The sequence below is a fragment of the Mycolicibacterium tokaiense genome (assembly GCF_010725885.1).
In the GTDB taxonomy this organism is placed as follows: Bacteria; Actinomycetota; Actinomycetes; order Mycobacteriales; family Mycobacteriaceae; genus Mycobacterium; species Mycobacterium tokaiense.
On the sequence record NZ_AP022600.1, the window covers coordinates 1,291,073 to 1,306,091 of the forward strand.

At 67.0% G+C, this 15,019-nt stretch carries 15 protein-coding genes; 7 read left to right on the forward strand and 8 right to left on the reverse strand.

The genetic code is table 11. The features are described 5' to 3' along the window. Window positions 1–2: 2 nt before the first annotated feature. Window positions 3–1,313 carry a cytochrome P450 gene (locus G6N58_RS06175; RefSeq protein WP_115279344.1) on the reverse strand — a complete coding sequence of 437 codons (1,311 nt, stop codon included), beginning with the start codon at window positions 1,311–1,313 and terminating at the stop codon, window positions 3–5. A 201-nt stretch (window positions 1,314–1,514) separates the two neighbouring features. Here G6N58_RS06175 and G6N58_RS06180 point away from each other — a divergent pair, with 201 nt between their 5' ends. Together G6N58_RS06180 and G6N58_RS06185 are read left to right on the forward strand one after the other, a co-directional pair. Then, window positions 1,515–2,072 (forward strand): hypothetical protein, encoded by a 558-nt coding sequence (locus G6N58_RS06180; protein ID WP_232067750.1) that lies wholly within the window; start codon window positions 1,515–1,517, stop codon window positions 2,070–2,072. Between the two features lie 155 nt (window positions 2,073–2,227). Then, window positions 2,228–3,577, forward strand: coding sequence for an HNH endonuclease signature motif containing protein (locus G6N58_RS06185; protein ID WP_115279343.1), 1,350 nt, complete (start codon window positions 2,228–2,230; stop codon window positions 3,575–3,577). Window positions 3,578–3,613: 36 nt separating this feature from the next. Here G6N58_RS06185 and G6N58_RS06190 read toward each other — a convergent pair whose 3' ends face one another. Beyond that, window positions 3,614–4,069 carry an SRPBCC family protein gene (locus tag G6N58_RS06190; RefSeq protein WP_068919048.1) on the reverse strand — a complete coding sequence of 152 codons (456 nt, stop codon included), beginning with the start codon at window positions 4,067–4,069 and terminating at the stop codon, window positions 3,614–3,616. Continuing rightward, window positions 4,070–5,353, reverse strand: a complete 1,284-nt coding sequence (locus G6N58_RS06195; RefSeq protein ID WP_115279342.1) for a maltokinase N-terminal cap-like domain-containing protein — start codon at window positions 5,351–5,353, stop codon at window positions 4,070–4,072. It abuts the gene before it with no gap. A 52-nt stretch (window positions 5,354–5,405) separates the two neighbouring features. On the opposite strand from G6N58_RS06195, the gene G6N58_RS06200 reads away from it, so the two are divergent. Continuing rightward, a complete protein-coding gene (locus tag G6N58_RS06200; protein ID WP_115281752.1) occupies window positions 5,406–6,089 on the forward strand; it encodes a FadR/GntR family transcriptional regulator in 684 nt (227 codons plus the stop codon). Here the strand turns inward: G6N58_RS06200 and G6N58_RS06205 are convergent. The 5 genes from G6N58_RS06205 to G6N58_RS06225 all read right to left on the reverse strand — a co-directional run bounded on the left by G6N58_RS06205 (window position 6,082) and on the right by G6N58_RS06225 (window position 10,991). Continuing rightward, window positions 6,082–7,116: an ABC transporter ATP-binding protein gene (locus tag G6N58_RS06205; protein WP_115279341.1), complete on the reverse strand. Its 1,035-nt coding sequence runs from the start codon at window positions 7,114–7,116 to the stop codon at window positions 6,082–6,084. The genes G6N58_RS06200 and G6N58_RS06205 overlap by 8 nt on opposite strands. Further along, a complete protein-coding gene (locus G6N58_RS06210; RefSeq protein WP_172545102.1) occupies window positions 7,113–7,799 on the reverse strand; it encodes an ABC transporter permease in 687 nt (228 codons plus the stop codon). The genes G6N58_RS06205 and G6N58_RS06210 overlap by 4 nt, the downstream gene beginning before the upstream one ends. 83 nt (window positions 7,800–7,882) lie before the next feature. After that, window positions 7,883–8,728, reverse strand: coding sequence for an ABC transporter permease (locus tag G6N58_RS06215; protein WP_068919052.1), 846 nt, complete (start codon window positions 8,726–8,728; stop codon window positions 7,883–7,885). After that, a complete protein-coding gene (locus G6N58_RS06220; RefSeq protein ID WP_115279339.1) occupies window positions 8,721–9,854 on the reverse strand; it encodes an ABC transporter substrate-binding protein in 1,134 nt (377 codons plus the stop codon). Before G6N58_RS06220 ends, G6N58_RS06215 begins: the two co-directional genes overlap by 8 nt. Before the next feature lie 156 nt (window positions 9,855–10,010). After that, the gene (locus G6N58_RS06225; protein WP_068920216.1) at window positions 10,011–10,991 is read right to left on the reverse strand and encodes an esterase family protein; all 981 of its coding nucleotides are present in this window, start codon (window positions 10,989–10,991) and stop codon (window positions 10,011–10,013) included. 203 nt (window positions 10,992–11,194) lie between these two features. Here G6N58_RS06225 and G6N58_RS06230 point away from each other — a divergent pair, with 203 nt between their 5' ends. The 4 genes from G6N58_RS06230 to G6N58_RS06245 are packed head-to-tail and all read left to right on the forward strand — an operon-like array spanning window position 11,195 to window position 14,955. Next, on the forward strand, window positions 11,195–11,809 hold the full coding sequence (locus tag G6N58_RS06230) for a TetR family transcriptional regulator (RefSeq protein WP_115279338.1): 615 nt from the start codon (window positions 11,195–11,197) through the stop codon (window positions 11,807–11,809). Between the two features lie 32 nt (window positions 11,810–11,841). Then, entirely contained in the window at window positions 11,842–13,377 is a 1,536-nt protein-coding gene (locus tag G6N58_RS06235) for a phytoene desaturase family protein (RefSeq protein WP_115279337.1), read from the forward strand. 33 nt (window positions 13,378–13,410) lie between these two features. After that, window positions 13,411–14,145, forward strand: coding sequence for an alpha/beta hydrolase (locus G6N58_RS06240; RefSeq protein ID WP_115279336.1), 735 nt, complete (start codon window positions 13,411–13,413; stop codon window positions 14,143–14,145). A 3-nt stretch (window positions 14,146–14,148) separates the two neighbouring features. Then, window positions 14,149–14,955, forward strand: a complete 807-nt coding sequence (locus G6N58_RS06245) for a HugZ family pyridoxamine 5'-phosphate oxidase (protein ID WP_115279335.1) — start codon at window positions 14,149–14,151, stop codon at window positions 14,953–14,955. Window positions 14,956–15,019: the final 64 nt, after the last annotated feature.

Genomic DNA, 15,019 nt, shown 5'->3' on the forward strand with positions numbered 1-15,019 from the left:
GCCTACCCCGGAGGCGGAGTCCAGGCCACCGGCAATCGCTTGATCCCGTGGATGAAGGCCGACGTCAGGATGGCGGGCTCTTCGACCGCCACGATGTCGGGCACCCGGGTACGCAACTCGTCGAAGGCCACCCGCACTTCGCGCCGGGCCAGGTTGGCACCCAGGCAGAAGTGCACCCCGCCACCGCCATAGCCGACGTGCGGGTTGGGATCGCGTGTGACGTCGAAAATCCACGGGTTGGCGAACTTTCGCTCGTCGCGGTTGGCCGAGTTGTACCACATGGACACCTTGTCCCCGGCTTGCATGGCTACCCCGCCGAGTTCGATGTCACGGGTGAGATTGCGACGCATGAAGATCACCGGCGAGGCCCACCGCACGATCTCCTCGACGGCGGTGGGCGCCACGGCGGCGAAGTCGTTCCACCAGATCTCGCGCTGCTCGGGGTAGCGCGAGAGCGCCACCATGCCGTGGCTGATGGCGTTGCGGGTGGTTTCGTTGCCCGCGGCCGACAACAGGATGAAGAACGAGGCGACCTCCTCGGAATGCAGTCGCTCGCCGTCGACCTCCGCGTGTACCAGATTGGACGTCAGGTCGTCGGTGGGCGTCGAGCGCCGCGATTCGGCCAGCGCGATCCCGTACGCGGCCAGATCGGAACCCGCCGCCACCACTTCCTCGAAGTCGTGTGCCACTTCGGGGTCACCGGCGCCCAGGAGCACCGTGGTCCAGTGGAAGATCTTGGGCTCGTCCTCTTCCGGGATGCCCATCATGTCGCAGATGACCTGCAAAGGCAGCGGCCCCGCCACGGCCGTCACGAAGTCGGCCTGCCCGTCGGGATGCCCGGCGATCAGATCGTCCACCAGGCGGCGGGCGCGGTTGCGGACGCTTTCTTCGATCCGGGTGAGCACCTTCGGTGTGAAGGCGCGATTGACAATCGAGCGCAGGCGCTGGTGGCGCGGATCGTCGAGGTTGATCATCGAACCGACGAACTCGGCGAGTTCGACAGGGGTGTCGTTGAGGGCGGTGGAGGTGGGTACGGAGCTGAAGATCTCCGGGTGCCTGCTGGCGTGGTGCACGTGCTCGTGAGTTGTCAGCGCCCAGTGGCCCGCGCCGGTGGGGAAGCCGGGCACTTCGGGGACGTCGTGGAAGCTGATCGGTGCCTCGCGGCGCAGGGTCGCGAAGGCGCCGTCGCGGAAGTCGTCGTCACGCCCCCAGAACTCGAGCTGGTCCAGCCGCACCTCCGCCAGTGGCACGTCAGGCGGCGGCGTTCCGTTCTCCCGGTGTGCGATTCCGGCCGGTCCGATGGTTGCGGTCATGATGCCCCCTTTCCCCTGAGTGTGACATTGGTCACTACTTGCGGTCCAGGGTGTGTCGCTTCCTCACCTTCTGTCACACCCGTAACAGCAGCCTGTGCACACTTTTGCTACGAATTACCGGCGTGTCGTTCACAAAAACGGCGTTTTGGCATGTAAAGGGGTTTGCGAGACAGCGGCGCAAACGTCTGCGAATCTCTTTGCGTGACGCCACGCCTACGCCGCCAGGAGCGCACTGTTGTCACGGTCGCGGTCACCGTCATGGTCGCGGCAGCCACCGTGGTGGGGGTCAGCTCACTGCACCGCGCGCGCGTCGCCTTCGATACCGAACACGCCCGCTCCTTTGCCGTCGGCGACTGCGTGGTGGTGCCGTCTGATGCGCTCAATCACGTTCAGGCCCGCAAGGCCTCATGCACCGAGGACCCCAGTTATGTCATCGGTGCGACGGTTGCCGCGGGTGACGAGTGCCCGACGCCGGAGTATCAGCGCTTCGACCGCGACGTCGCCGACGAGGCCACCGCCGGGCTGTGCCTGGTGCCGAACCTGTTGGCCGAGCACTGCTATCTGATGCAACTGCCGTTCGGCGCGCTGCAACGTGCCGACTGCGCCACCGCCGAACCCAATCCCGCGGGCGGCGTGCTGGTTCAGGTGAACGAGCGTTACGACGTGCACGACAAAAGGGTGTGCCCGGACGTCGGCAACCAGTTCGTCTGGCCCTACCCGTCGCCCGAGCGCACCTACTGCACCGAAACGATTGTGTAGAGCCTTTGCGTCGAGACTGCACTGAGCGCGAAGAAATGCGAGTGGGGCTCGCGCTGGGTGCAGTCTCGATGACGGGTGAAAACCCATGTGCCACATAGTCATCTGACGTCTCACCGCGCTGATTCTTGTCGGTGGGTAGCCCTAGTGTTCGATTCATGGGCAGCTCAGCGATCGCAGACCGGGAGGCGATGCTGGCTGCCCTGACCCAGATCGAAGAGCTGACCGCGCAGATGAATAGGCTGTCGATCGACGCGTTCTCCGATGCCGAGTTGTTGGCGCTGCAGCAGCGCCGTGAAGCTATCGCTCGTGCGCAGCCGGTGCTCGATCATCGGGTGTATCAGCGGATCACGTCTCAGAGTTCACCGGTGGCCTTGGGTGCGAAGAGTTACGCGGCGGTGTTGTCGCAGCGGTTGCGGATCTCCAGCTCTGAGGCGCGCCGCCGGTTGGATGAGGCGGCGTTGTTGGGGCCGCGGACCTCGCTGACCGGTGAGCCGATGTCACCCTCCATGCCCACGTTCGCGCGCGGTCAGGCGCAGGGGTTGATCGGCGCCGAGCACATCAAGCATGTCCGGTGGTTTTTCCGTGAGCTGCCCGGCTTCGTCGACTTCCAGACCAGGCAGAATGCCGAGGCCCAACTGGCGCAGCATGCTTGCGAGCTGGGGCCTGAGGCGTTCCGCGCCGCCGCAGCGCACATGCTGTATCTGCTGAACCAGGACGGGGAGCTCTCCGATGAGGATCGCCAGGCCCTGGCCTACATTCGGGTGGGTAAGCAGCGCCCGGACGGGATGCGGCCCTTCGAAGGGTTGTTGACGCCGGAGGCGTGGGCGACTCTGGAGCCGTTGCTGGAGCGCAACGCCGCCCCGGGGATGTGCAACCCGGCTGATGAAACCCCCTGCCTCGAGGGTGAACCCACCGAGCAACAGATACGCAACGACACCCGCACCACGGGCAAACGGAACCACGATGCGCTGCTGGCTCTGTGCCAACGCATGCTCACCACGCAGCCGACCGGGACCATCAACGGCCTGCCCGCGAACGTGGTCATCACCGTCAGCCTGACCGATCTGGAGAAGAGCATCGGCCACGGCCTGACCGCCGGCGGCACGAGGCTGCCGATCGCCGATGTCCTCAAGTTCGCCGCCCACTCGAGGCCCTGGCTGGCCCTATTCGACGGCAAAGGCTTACCCCTGCACCTGGGCCGCGCCAAGAGGACCGCCACCCTCGCCCAGCGCCTGATGCTGCTCGCCAAACACCGCGGCTGCACCATGCCCGGCTGCACCGCCAGCGCCTACCGCTGCCAGGTGCATCACGCCAACCAAGACTGGAAAGACGGCGGCCGCACCGACATCGACGACCTGACATTGGCGTGCGGGCCCAACAACCGCATGGTCGAGACCACCGGCTGGACCACCCGCAACCGCCCAGACGACGGCGTCACCGAATGGATACCGCCCCCACACCTCGACGGCGGGCAATCCCGCACCAACAACCTGCACCACCGGTGAACGGATCATCGACCCCGGCGACGACCCGTAGGACAGCTATGCCTCGACCACAGCCTTGATCCGGTGCAGCGTGGTGGCCATGTCCCGCTTGTTGCGCCGGGTCCGCAGCTGCCCGCCGAAGATGCCGAACAGGGTGGCCAACAGGCCCTCGGTCATCCGGAACGACTCGGTGACATCGGTGCCACCACCGGCCGCAGGCGCGAAGGCGTAATGCCAGTTGTTGACCGACCGATCCCCCACCAGTACCTCGAAGCCGAACTCGCGCCCGGGTTCACATGCGGTGACGCGGCAGATGGTCCAGTACACGGGACCGATCTCGTTGCGCTTGACGTGGCCGCGGAACCTGGCACCCAGAGCCGGACCCGTTGCGCCGTCCAGCCATTCGGTCTCGAACACCTCGGGCGAGAACTTCGGAGTGTTGCGCACGTCGGCGACAACGTTCCACACGTCCTCGGCAACCGCATTCATGTGGACGGTCACCGCAGCGTGCATCTAGACCACCAAACGTGAGATGGAACGAAGCGGGATCGGCAGCCAATCCGGCCGGTACCGCGATTCGTAGGCCGCTTCGTAGACGGCCTTGTCCAATTCATACGCCGCCAGCAGCGCCTGCTCGGCGCGGGGGTCGGTTCCCGCCACCGCCGCGTACCCGTCGCAGAACGCCGCACGGTTCTCGTCGACCCAGGAGGTGGCCAGCGCGATGGCCTGCGTGTCCACCTCGTCACCCACCAAGGGCTGATACGCGGCGTACTCGTAGGAACGCAGCATGCCCGCGACGTCGCGGATGGGCGAGTCGGGTTTGCGACGTTCCTCCAGGGGCGCACCGGGTTCGCCCTCGAAGTCGATCAGCAGCCAGGTATCGGGGGTGCGCAACACCTGGCCCAGATGCAGATCCCCGTGCATGCGCTGCACGGTCATCGGCACCCCGGCCAGCGCACGGAAGCGGGCCTCGATTGCCGGCTGGTATTCGGCCAGCGCGGGCACCTGGCCAGCAGCCGATGCCAGCCGCGACAGCGCCGTATCGACAGGGAATTCGGCTGTGCCCGAGCCCAGTTCATCGGCGAGCGCCCTGTGCACCGACGCGACGGCCTCGCCCAGCCGGTAGGTCTCGGCCGTCAGGTCGCCGCCAGGCTGCCCGCCGTAGCGCGCCCGCGAACTGGCCGTGGCCATGTCCCAACCCTCGGTGGAGCCGGCCGCAAAATCGGTGAGCATGCCCAGCGGGCAGGGCTGACCGTCCCACACCGTCTCGTAGGCGCCGAGCAGTTTGGCGACGTTGCCGTTGCCGGCGCGGCCCAACACCCGGTTGATCTCGATGTCCGGGTTGATGCCGGGGCTGACGCGCCGGAACGCCTTGAACATGGCTTCTTTGCCGAAGATCACGCTGGTGTTGCTCTGCTCGGCCGAGGACACCCGCGGCGGGGCGTCGGTGGGCAACATCACGTTGGGCTCGCGCTCGAAGCTGATGTCGCCGCGGCGGGCAGAGGTGTCCAGAAGAGACATCACAAACGCGGCCGACGCCGGATCGTGAAGTGCGTCCGATCCGGTGCGGACGCCGTCGGCGCCGATCACCGACGCGCCGTTCGGCGCCGCGGCGTCCCACGCCACCAACACCTGATAGCGCTCCCGTGCCCCCTCGGCATAGTCGACGTCCACCAGGGCCAGATCCAAGTTGTCGCGCAGCGCCGTCACCGCCGCCGGCGTCGCCGAGACCATCGTGCGGTTGCGCCCGGCGTACCAACGTTGTTTCGGCAGCCACTCATCGAAGGGCAGCTCCATGACACCCTTCTACCCGAACCTCCTACCACTCAATCGCTTGTACAGTGCGAACGTGCGTGCCACTGACATCGTCCTGCGCTTCATCGAGCAGCAGCTCGAAGCCGGGGAGCTGCAGGTGGGCATGCGGTTGCCCGGGGAGCGGGGGCTGGCCGAGCAACTCAACGTCTCCCGGGGCTCGGTCCGCGAGGCCCTGCAGGTCCTGGCGGCGATGGGCGTGGTGCGCCGCTCGGTCGGCTCCGGGCAGGAGGCCGGCGCCATCCTGATCGCCGAGCCGGCCGCACCGCTGGACGCCGCCCTGCGCCTGCACGTGGCCACCAGGGCGTTCCCGGTGGCGCAGGTGGTAGAGACGCGGGTGCTGCTGGAATCGTGGGCGGTGTCCCGCGCAGCCCTTGCCGACGCGCCCCTGGACGAGGTTCGGGCGCTGCTCGAGAAGATGGACGCTCCCGACATCGACGTCCGCGAATTCCTGCGGCTGGACGCCGAACTGCACGTGGCCATCGCAGCGCTGTCCGGCAATGCCGTGGTGGCGCAGATGATGACGTCACTGCGCAGTTCCATCGAGAACTACGTGGTGGCCGCGATCCCCCGTGTCACCGACTGGCCGTCATTGCTCGACAAGCTACGCCGCGAGCACCACACCGTGGTGGACGCGATCGCCCGCTGCTCGCCTGACGAGGCGACGGCCGCGGTGACCCGGCACATCCACGAGTTCTACGAGCACTCCGGACTCAGCTAGCGACCACCAGCACCGGCGCCGGGGACACCCCGACCGACACCCGGTCGCCGGGGCCGAACTGCTGCGCGTGCGCGCTGGGCATCTGCGCGACGACGAGTGTCCCGTCGGTCAGCGTCGCGCTGACCCGCGACATCGGACCCAGGAACGCCACCGCCGCCACCGTCGAGGTGCCCGCGGGATCGGCCGTCACCGTCACCGCTTCGGGCCGCACCATCGCCACGCCGGCACCGTCCACCGATCCCGACAGGGCTGCCATGGAACTGCCCAGCACGGTCGCAGTGCCCTGCCCCACCTGGGCGGGGATCTTGTTGTTGAGGCCGACGAACTCGGCGACGAACGGGCTGGCCGGGTTGGTGTAGAGCTGGGCGGGCGCGTCGATCTGCTCCAGTTTGCCGCGGCTCATCACGCCCACCCGGTCGGCGACGGCCAGCGCCTCCTCCTGATCGTGGGTGACGAACAAGGTGGTGGTGCCGACCTCGAGCTGCACGCGGCGGATCTCGTCACGCAGCTGCACCCGCACCTTGGCGTCCAGTGCCGACAGCGGCTCGTCGAGCAGCAGCACCCGCGGTTCGATGGCCAACGCCCGGGCCAGTGCCACGCGCTGCTGTTGGCCGCCGGAGAGCTGGGACGCGTACTTCTCCGCGTGCTCGGACAAACCCACCAGGTCGAGCATGTCGTGGGCTCGGGATATCCGCTGCCGCTTGTCTTTTCCGCGCAACTTCAACCCGAAGGCGATGTTGTCGACGACGGTCAGGTGCGGGAACAGGCTGTAGGCCTGGAACACCATCCCCATGTCACGCTTGTTCGCCGGCACCCGGGTGATGTCCTTGCCGCCCACCTCGACGGTGCCCGACGTGGGCTCGTCCAGGCCCGCCAGGATGCGCAGCGCGGTGGTCTTGCCGCAGCCCGAGGGCCCCAGCAGCGCCACCATTTCACCCGGTTGCAGGTGCAGGCTCAACCCGTCGAGCGCCTTCACCGCACCATAGGCCCGGGTCAGGTTCTTGAGTTCAACAGCCAGGCCCGTCATGCCCTCTTCTTCCGTCCGAACAGCGAAAGTCCCAGCAGCAGCACAAAACCGAACAACAACACCGCCAGCGAGGCCGCCACCGAGGTGGGCCCGTCGGCCTTGCCGATCGCGACGATCTGCACCTGCAACGTGTTGTACCCCGTCAGCGAGGCGATGGTGAACTCGCCGAGCACCACCGCAATCGAGATGAACGCCGCCGCCAGCACCCCCGACCACACATTCGGCACGATCACCCTGGTGATGGTGGTGAGCCAGCCGGCGCCCAGCGATCGAGAGGCCTCCGACAGTGTCTGTAGGTCGATGGAAGACAGTGCGCCATCCAGAGCGCGGTAGGCGAACGGCAACACCACCACCACGTAGACGAACGTCAGCGTCAGCGCCGATTCCCCGAGGAAATACGTCACCCACAGGTACACATTGCGCAGGCCCACCACGATCACCAGCGCAGGAATGGTCAACGGCAGCAGGCACAGGAACTCCACCAGGCCGCTTGCCCACGGCGCCCGCAACCGCACCCAGATCATCGTCGGCAGCAACAGCACCAGCATCACCGCGACCGTCAGCACCGCCAGCAGCAGGGAAGTGATGATCGAATCGAACAGCGCCTCATCGGAAACGAGGTTGGCCCAGGCCTGCAGAGTCCGGCCCTCGCCCAACAGATTCCGCGTCGAGAAGTCGGCCATGGCGTACAACGGGAACAGGAAGAACAACCCGAACAGTACCCAGAGCGTGCCGCGTACGGCCCGCGTCGTCGCCGATTTCCGACTCACCGCAGCCACCGACTCGTCCGTCGCACCAGCAGGTTGTAGGCCACCATCACCAGCGCCACCACCACGATCATCTCCAGCGCCAGCGCGTAGGCGAAGCCGGACTGCCCCAGGACCACCTCACTGGTGAGCGCGGCCCGGATCAGCAACGGCAGGATGGGGCTGCCCTGACTCACCAGCGCCGCCGCTGTCGCGTAGGCGGCAAAAGCGTTGGCGAACAACAACAGTGTCGCGCCCAGGAACGCCGGGGTGAGCAGTGGCAGCGCCACTTCCCGCCAATACTGCCAGGTGGTGGCTCCCAGACTGACCGCCGCCTCGCGCCACTGTTCCCGCAACCCCTCGAGTGCGGGAAGGAACACGATGACCATCAGCGGAATCTGGAAGTAGGTGTACACCAGCATCAGCCCGGACAACCCGTACAGCCAGCCCCCGGCCGCCAGGTTGATCCCGAGGATGTCCACCACCCACACCGTCAGCACACCGTTGAGGCCGATGGTGGCCAGGAACGCGAATGCCAGTGCCACCCCGCCGAACTGGGCCAGCACGCTGCACAGCGCCAGAGTGGCTCGCCGGAACATCGACGTGGCGGGCCGGGCCAGGATCAGCCAGGAAAGCACCGCGCCCAGCACCGCCCCCAGTACCGCGGTACCCGCCGACAGGAGCAGGCTTCGCCACAGTGCGGTCAGAGCGGTATCGGAGAACAGAGCGGCCACCAGATCGAAGGTGAAACCCTGTTCACCGATGAACGCGTTGACGATCACCGTCACCGTGGGAACGATCAGGAAGATCCCGACGAAAACGAAAAACGGCAGCAGCGGCAGGGAGTCACGCAGTCGCTTAACCAATAGCGGCGGCCCAGTTCTCGGCTAGGTACTTGGTGGCGGCGTCCGTCTGCTCCTGGGTCAGCAGCGTGGTGGGTCCATCGATGGTGGGCAGTTGTTCTGCCGCGGCCTTGTCGATGGTGCCCGCCTCGGTCATCGCGTCGGCCCGCACCGGTCGCACTCCGCCCTGGGCCCAGAGGTTCTGGCCCTCGTCGCTGTAGAGGAACTCCTGCCACAGCCGCGCGGCGGCCGGATGTGGGGCGTCTTTGTTGATGGCCTGGTAGTAGTAACCGGCCACGGCGGCGTTTTCGGGGACCAGCACCTGCCAGCTGGGCAGCTTCTTGGTCTCGGCGGCGTTGAGGTAGTTCCAGTCGATCACGACCGGGGTCTGCCCGGATTCGATGGTGGCCGGGGTCGGGTCGACGGGCAGGAAGTTGCCCGCTTCCTTGAGCTTGCGGAAGAAGTCGACACCGGGTGCCACGTCGTCGCCGGAGCCGCCTTGGGACACCGCCACCATCACCACGCCGGAGAATGCGGCGCCGGCCTGGGTCGGGTCGCCGTTGAGTGCCACCTTGCCGGCGTACTCGGGCTTGAGCAGATCATCGACGCTGGTCACCGGCGGCACTTTCGCGGAGTCGAATCCGATCGACATGTAGCCGCCATAGTCGTTGACCCAGAGGCCGTCGGACTCCTTGTACTCGTCGGGGATGTCGTCCCAGGTCTGCACCTTGTAGGGCGCGAACATCGCGGTGTTGGCCAGCGCGACCGCCTGTCCGAGATCGAAGACGTCCGGCGCGGTGCTGCGGCCCTTCTGCTGATTGGCGGCGTTGATCTCCTCCTGGCTGGAGGCATCAGGCTGCGCGGAGTTGACCTTGATGCCGTACTTCTGGCCGAACGCCTCGATCACGGCGCCGTAGTTGGCCCAGTCCGGGGGCAGCGCGATGACGTTGAGTTCCCCTTCGGCCTTGGCCGCCTCGATCAGCCCTTCCATGCCACCGAAGTCTTCGGCAGAGGTGGCTTCGGCGGCGTTGACACCGGATTCGGTCTGTTCTCCGGAGCTCTGGTTCTCCGGGGGCGCGCAGGCCGCCAGGCCGATCGTCACAGTGGCAGCGGCGAGAGCACCGAGCAGGCGTTGGGGCGACAAGTTCATGGGCCGAACCTTCCGGTGGACACTCGACTTTCGTGTGACGCGCCGGTGACCACCAGGCGGCGCCTGAGTGAACGTACCGGCGAACCGGCCCCGGAAACGACGAAATCCCCCAACTGTGACAGTTGAGGGATCTCGTCGTAACAGGACGTAACAGAACTAGCCGAGCAGGTGGGCCTGCAGGTCCGGCTTCATGGCCTGCAGTTCCCGGCCCCAGTAGGCCCAGTTGTGCGTGCCGTTGTTCGGGAAATTGAACACACCGTTGTTGCCGCCCGCGGCGATGTAGTTGTCGCGGAAGGTCTCGTTGGTGCGGATGGTCAGGCCCTCCAGGAACGTGGCAGGCAGATCGCCGCCGCCGAGCTCGTTGGGTTGACCGTTGCCGCAGTAGATCCAGATGCGCGTGCCGTTGGCGACGATCTGCGGGATCTGCACCATCGGGTCGTTGCGCTTCCAGGCGCTGTTGGGATCCTCGGTGCGGCCCCACATGTCGTTGGCGCTGAAGCCGCCGGCATCACCCATCGAGATGTTGATCAGGAACGGCCACCAGCCCTCGGAGGGGTTCAGGAAGCCCGACATCGAGCTGGCGTAGGTGAATTGGTTCGGGTGGTACACCGACAGGATCAGCGACGCGGAGCCCGCCATCGACAGGCCGACCGCCGCGTTGTTGGTGGCGCGCACCTGGCGGTTGGCCGACAACCAGTTCGGCAGTTCGGAGGTCAGGAAGGTTTCCCACTTGTAAGTCTGGGTGGGCCCCTTGTTCTTGGCGGGGGCGTACCAGTCGGAATAGAAGCTCGATTGACCGCCGACCGGCATCACGATCGACAGGCCGGAGTCCAGGTACCACTCGAACGCCTGGGTGTTGATGTCCCAGCCGTTGAAGTCCTCCTGGGCGCGCAGGCCGTCGAGCAGGTAGACCGCCGGAGAGTTGGGTCCGCCGCTCTGGAACTGGACCTTGATGTCCTTGCCCATCGAGGGCGACGGGACCATCAGATATTCCACCGGCAGACCCGGGCGGGAGAAGGCACCAGCCGTGGGTGCCGCGCCGGTCACGCCCAACAGGCCGGGCAGTGCCGCTGATGCCACCGCCGCCACGCCGAGACGACGAGCCCACTTCCCGCGAAGCTTCTGAACGAGTTTCATCTTGATGATTTCCAGCCAATCTGTGCTCGTGACGCACCAGACGTCTTCGTATTCACACACGACACCCCTGCTGGGCACCCTACAGAAGACTCCCAGCTGGCGATAGTGGACGCTAACTGATAAAGGGGCACTTACGCGACCCGCAATTTCCCGACGGTTTCGGCAAATATGCCGCCGTAGCTTGCTGCGGTAGCGTGGCCACAATGGTTCGACCTGCACAAACAGCGCGCAGTGAACGCACCAGGGAAGCCCTGCGGCAAGCCGCGCTGGTGCGGTTCCTGGCCCAGGGTGTCGAGGCGACGTCGGCCGAACAGATCGCCGCGGATGCTGGCGTGTCGCTACGGACGTTCTACCGGCATTTCACCTCGAAACACGATTTGCTGTTCGCCGATTTTGATGCGGGGTTGCAGTGGTTCCGCACCGCGCTGGCCGCCCGCCCCGCCGAGGAGCCGGTGTTGTCCGCTGTCACCGCGGCCATCGACGCCTTTCCGTACGACGCCGAGGCCGTCACCAAGATCGCAGGTCTGCGCGCCGACGAGCTGGACTCCGAGCGCATCGTCCGCAACATCCGGCAGGTGGAAGCGGACTTCGCCGTCGCAGTCGAGTCCCATCTCGACCGCACCCACCGCGGGGTCTCCTCGCCTGATCACCGACTGCACCGCACCGTCGCCGCTCGCTGCATCGCTGCGGCGGTGTTCGGAGCGATGGAGCTCTGGATGGTCGGGGATGACCGATCTCTGACGGAATTGAGCCGGCTGTGCCAGACCGCGCTCTCATCTCTCGAATCCGGCATCGTCCGCGACCTAGTTTCGTCATAATTGACAAAACTTTCGTCGATCGGAGAACCACCGTGTCTGACTGGGATGCCATCGTCATCGGAGCCGGGCACAACGGGCTGACGTCCGCGGCCCTGCTGGCGCAGGCCGGGTTGCGCACCGTGTGCCTGGAGTCCAAGCGCTATGCCGGCGGGATGGCCTCGACTGTTGAGCTCTTTGACGGCTACCAGTTCGAGATCGCCGGGTCACTGCAGTTCCCCACCTCGCTGACCGTCAGCAAGGAACTGGGCCTGGACACCCTGCCCACCATCGATGTCGACGTCATGTCGGTGTCCCTGCGCGGCGTCGGCGACGCACCCGTCGTCTATTACACCGACCCGATGCGGTTGATGAACCACCTCAACGATGTGCACGGCTCCGAGGCCGTGATGGGAATGGCGCAGTTGATGGCGTGGAGTCTGGCGCCGACGCGCGCGCTGGGCCGGTTCGACGCCGGGGCCGCGCCCAAGACGTACGACGAGATGTACGCCTGCGCGTCGACGGACGCCGAGCGCGCCGCCATCACCGACCTGCTGTTCGCCTCGGTTTCCGACATCCTGGACCGCTACCTGCCCGACCGGGAGAAGCACGGCGCACTACGCGGGATGCTGGCGTTCCTGGCGGTCAACACCACCTACCGCGGGCCGCAGACGCCGGGCTCGGCCGCGGCGCTGGCCTACGGGCTGGCGGTTCCCGACGGCGATGCCACCTTGATGAAGAAACTGCGGGGAGGCATCGGGACGTTGACGACGCACCTGCAGCAGCTCTTCGAGTCCGCCGGCGGGGAGCTGCGGCTGCGCAGCCAGGTCCGCGAGATCCTCTCCGTGGACGGGCGGGTGTCCGGTGTGCGCCTGGACGACGGAACCACGCTGACGGCGCCCATCGTCATCTCCAGTCTGGCGCCCGACCTCACGGTGGCGCTGGCGGCGCTGCCCGACCGGGACAGGTACACCCGCATCGATCACCGGGGCAGCTACCTGCAGATGCACTTCGCGCTGGACGGCATCCCCGAATTCGCCGCGCCCTACGAGCTCCTGAACGACCCCGCCATGCAGTCGGCAATCGGATTGTTCAGCACGCCCGAGGAATTGCAGCAGCAGTGGGAGGCCAGCCGCCACGGGGTGGTGCCGGCCGATCCCGCCGTCGCGCTGCAGATCCCGTCGGTACACGACCCGGCGCTGGCCCCCGAGGGCAAGCACGCGGCGTCGGCGTTCGCGCTGTGGTTCCCGCTCTCCGGTGACTACGGTGCGGCCAAGGCCGAGATGGGCCAGAAGGTGATCGACAAGATCACCCGCCTGGCACCCAACTTCGAGGGCCTCATCAGCCGGCACACCACCTTCACGCCCAAGCACATGGGCACCATGTTCGGCGCGCCCGGCGGCGACTACTGCCACGGCCTGCTGCACTCCGACCAGATCGGCATCAACCGGCCGGGACCGCGCGGATATCTCGATCAGGAGTTGCCGGTCCAGGGGTTGTATCTGGGTGGCGCCGGCTGCCACGGCGGTCCCGGCATCACCTTCATCCCGGGGTACAACGCCGCGCAGCAGGCGTTGGCGGAATTCCCGTAACGGGTTTGCCCGGCCGCGGGCATACTGGCGGCCATGGCATCCGAGCCGATCTTGTTCCTGCACAGCTTCTTCGGCAGGCCGTCACTGTTCGGGCCGTGGATGGACTACTTCACCGCCGCCGGGTACAGCTGCCATGCACCGGCGCTGCCCGGCCGTGATCCCTCGGATGACACCGTGCTGGCGCGCACCGGAATCGATGACTGCTACGCCGTGGCCCTGTCGGCCTATGACGCACTCGGTGAGCCGGCCATCATCATCGGACACAGCCTGGGCGGGTTGCTGGGCCAGAAGGTGGCAGCCGCCCGGTCGCCGCGCGCACTGGTGCTGCTGGCGTCCATCCCGCCCGGCCCGCTGATCCCCCGGGTGTCGGTGCTGAACCACCTGGCCCCCCTGCTGCCCCCGATCCTGCGCGGACAACCGTTCTTCCCGTCCGAGTCGACGCTGCGCTCGGTACCGCTGAGCACCCTCGCGCGCGCCGAGCAGGACTTGCTGCTGCCGCGGTTGGTGCGCGACTCGGGCCGGGTGTTCCGGGAGATCTCCCTGGGCAGCCCCGCCACGCGCGTGCGGTCCGCCGACGTCACCTGCCCGGTGCTCAATGTCAGCGCCGGGTCGGATCGTAATGTGGCACAGTGGATTTCCCGACGCATCGCCAAACGCTACGGGGCGCAGCACCAGGTGCACCCCGGGCTGCCGCACTGGATCATCGCCGAGTCGGCGGTGGAGACCGTCGCGCCGCCCGTGCTGTCCTGGCTGCGGCGTACAGTCTGACGGGTGGCCAACCGTGACCACGGCGATCCCGGAGATGCGCCGTCCATTCCCCCGCCGCTGACCAAGCCTGTCAACCCGGTGCGCCCGTCGGCCGCCGAGGAGGCCCGCACCATCGCGGCCTCCACCAACACCGGCATCCTGGCCTCCCTGACCGCCGACGGTGACCCGTGGGCGTCGCTGGTCACCTTCGGTCTACTCGATGACGGCTCCCCCGTGTTGTGTGTGTCCCACATGGCCGAGCACGGCCGCAATCTGGCCGGTGATCCGCGCGCCAGCATCGCCGTCGTCGCGCCGGCCACCGACACCGATCCGCTGGCCAACGCCCGGATCACCCTGGCCGGGGTGGTGGAGCACCCCGAGGGTGCCGAGCTCGAGGCCGCGAGACAGGCCCACATGGCCGCCGTGCCCGCCGCCAAGTACTACATCGACTACAGCGACTTCGCCCTGTGGGTGCTGCGGGTGAACCGGGTCCGCTGGGTCGGCGGGTACGGCCGGATGGATTCCGCGGCCGGGGCCGACTACGCGACCGCCGAGCCAGACCCGGTGACCTTGAACGCATCCGGGGCCATCACTCACCTCAACGCCGACCATGCTGACTCACTGACCGTGATGGCCCAGGCACTCGGCGGGTTTCCGGATGCGACGGCCGCGGTGTGCACCGGCGCCGATCGTTACGGCCTGGATCTCAAGGTCACCACGCCGCGCGGGGTGGCCTACACCCGGGTCGGTTACCCCACCCGGTTGAATGCCGTCAGCGAGATGCGTTCTGCAAGCGTGGCTCTGGTGAAGGCTGCGCGGTCGGCCGGTTAGTCGATGTGTAGGTCGTGCGTCAAGGATCGCCGGGTCGCGGGAAGGACACCGCGGCAGCGGCCTC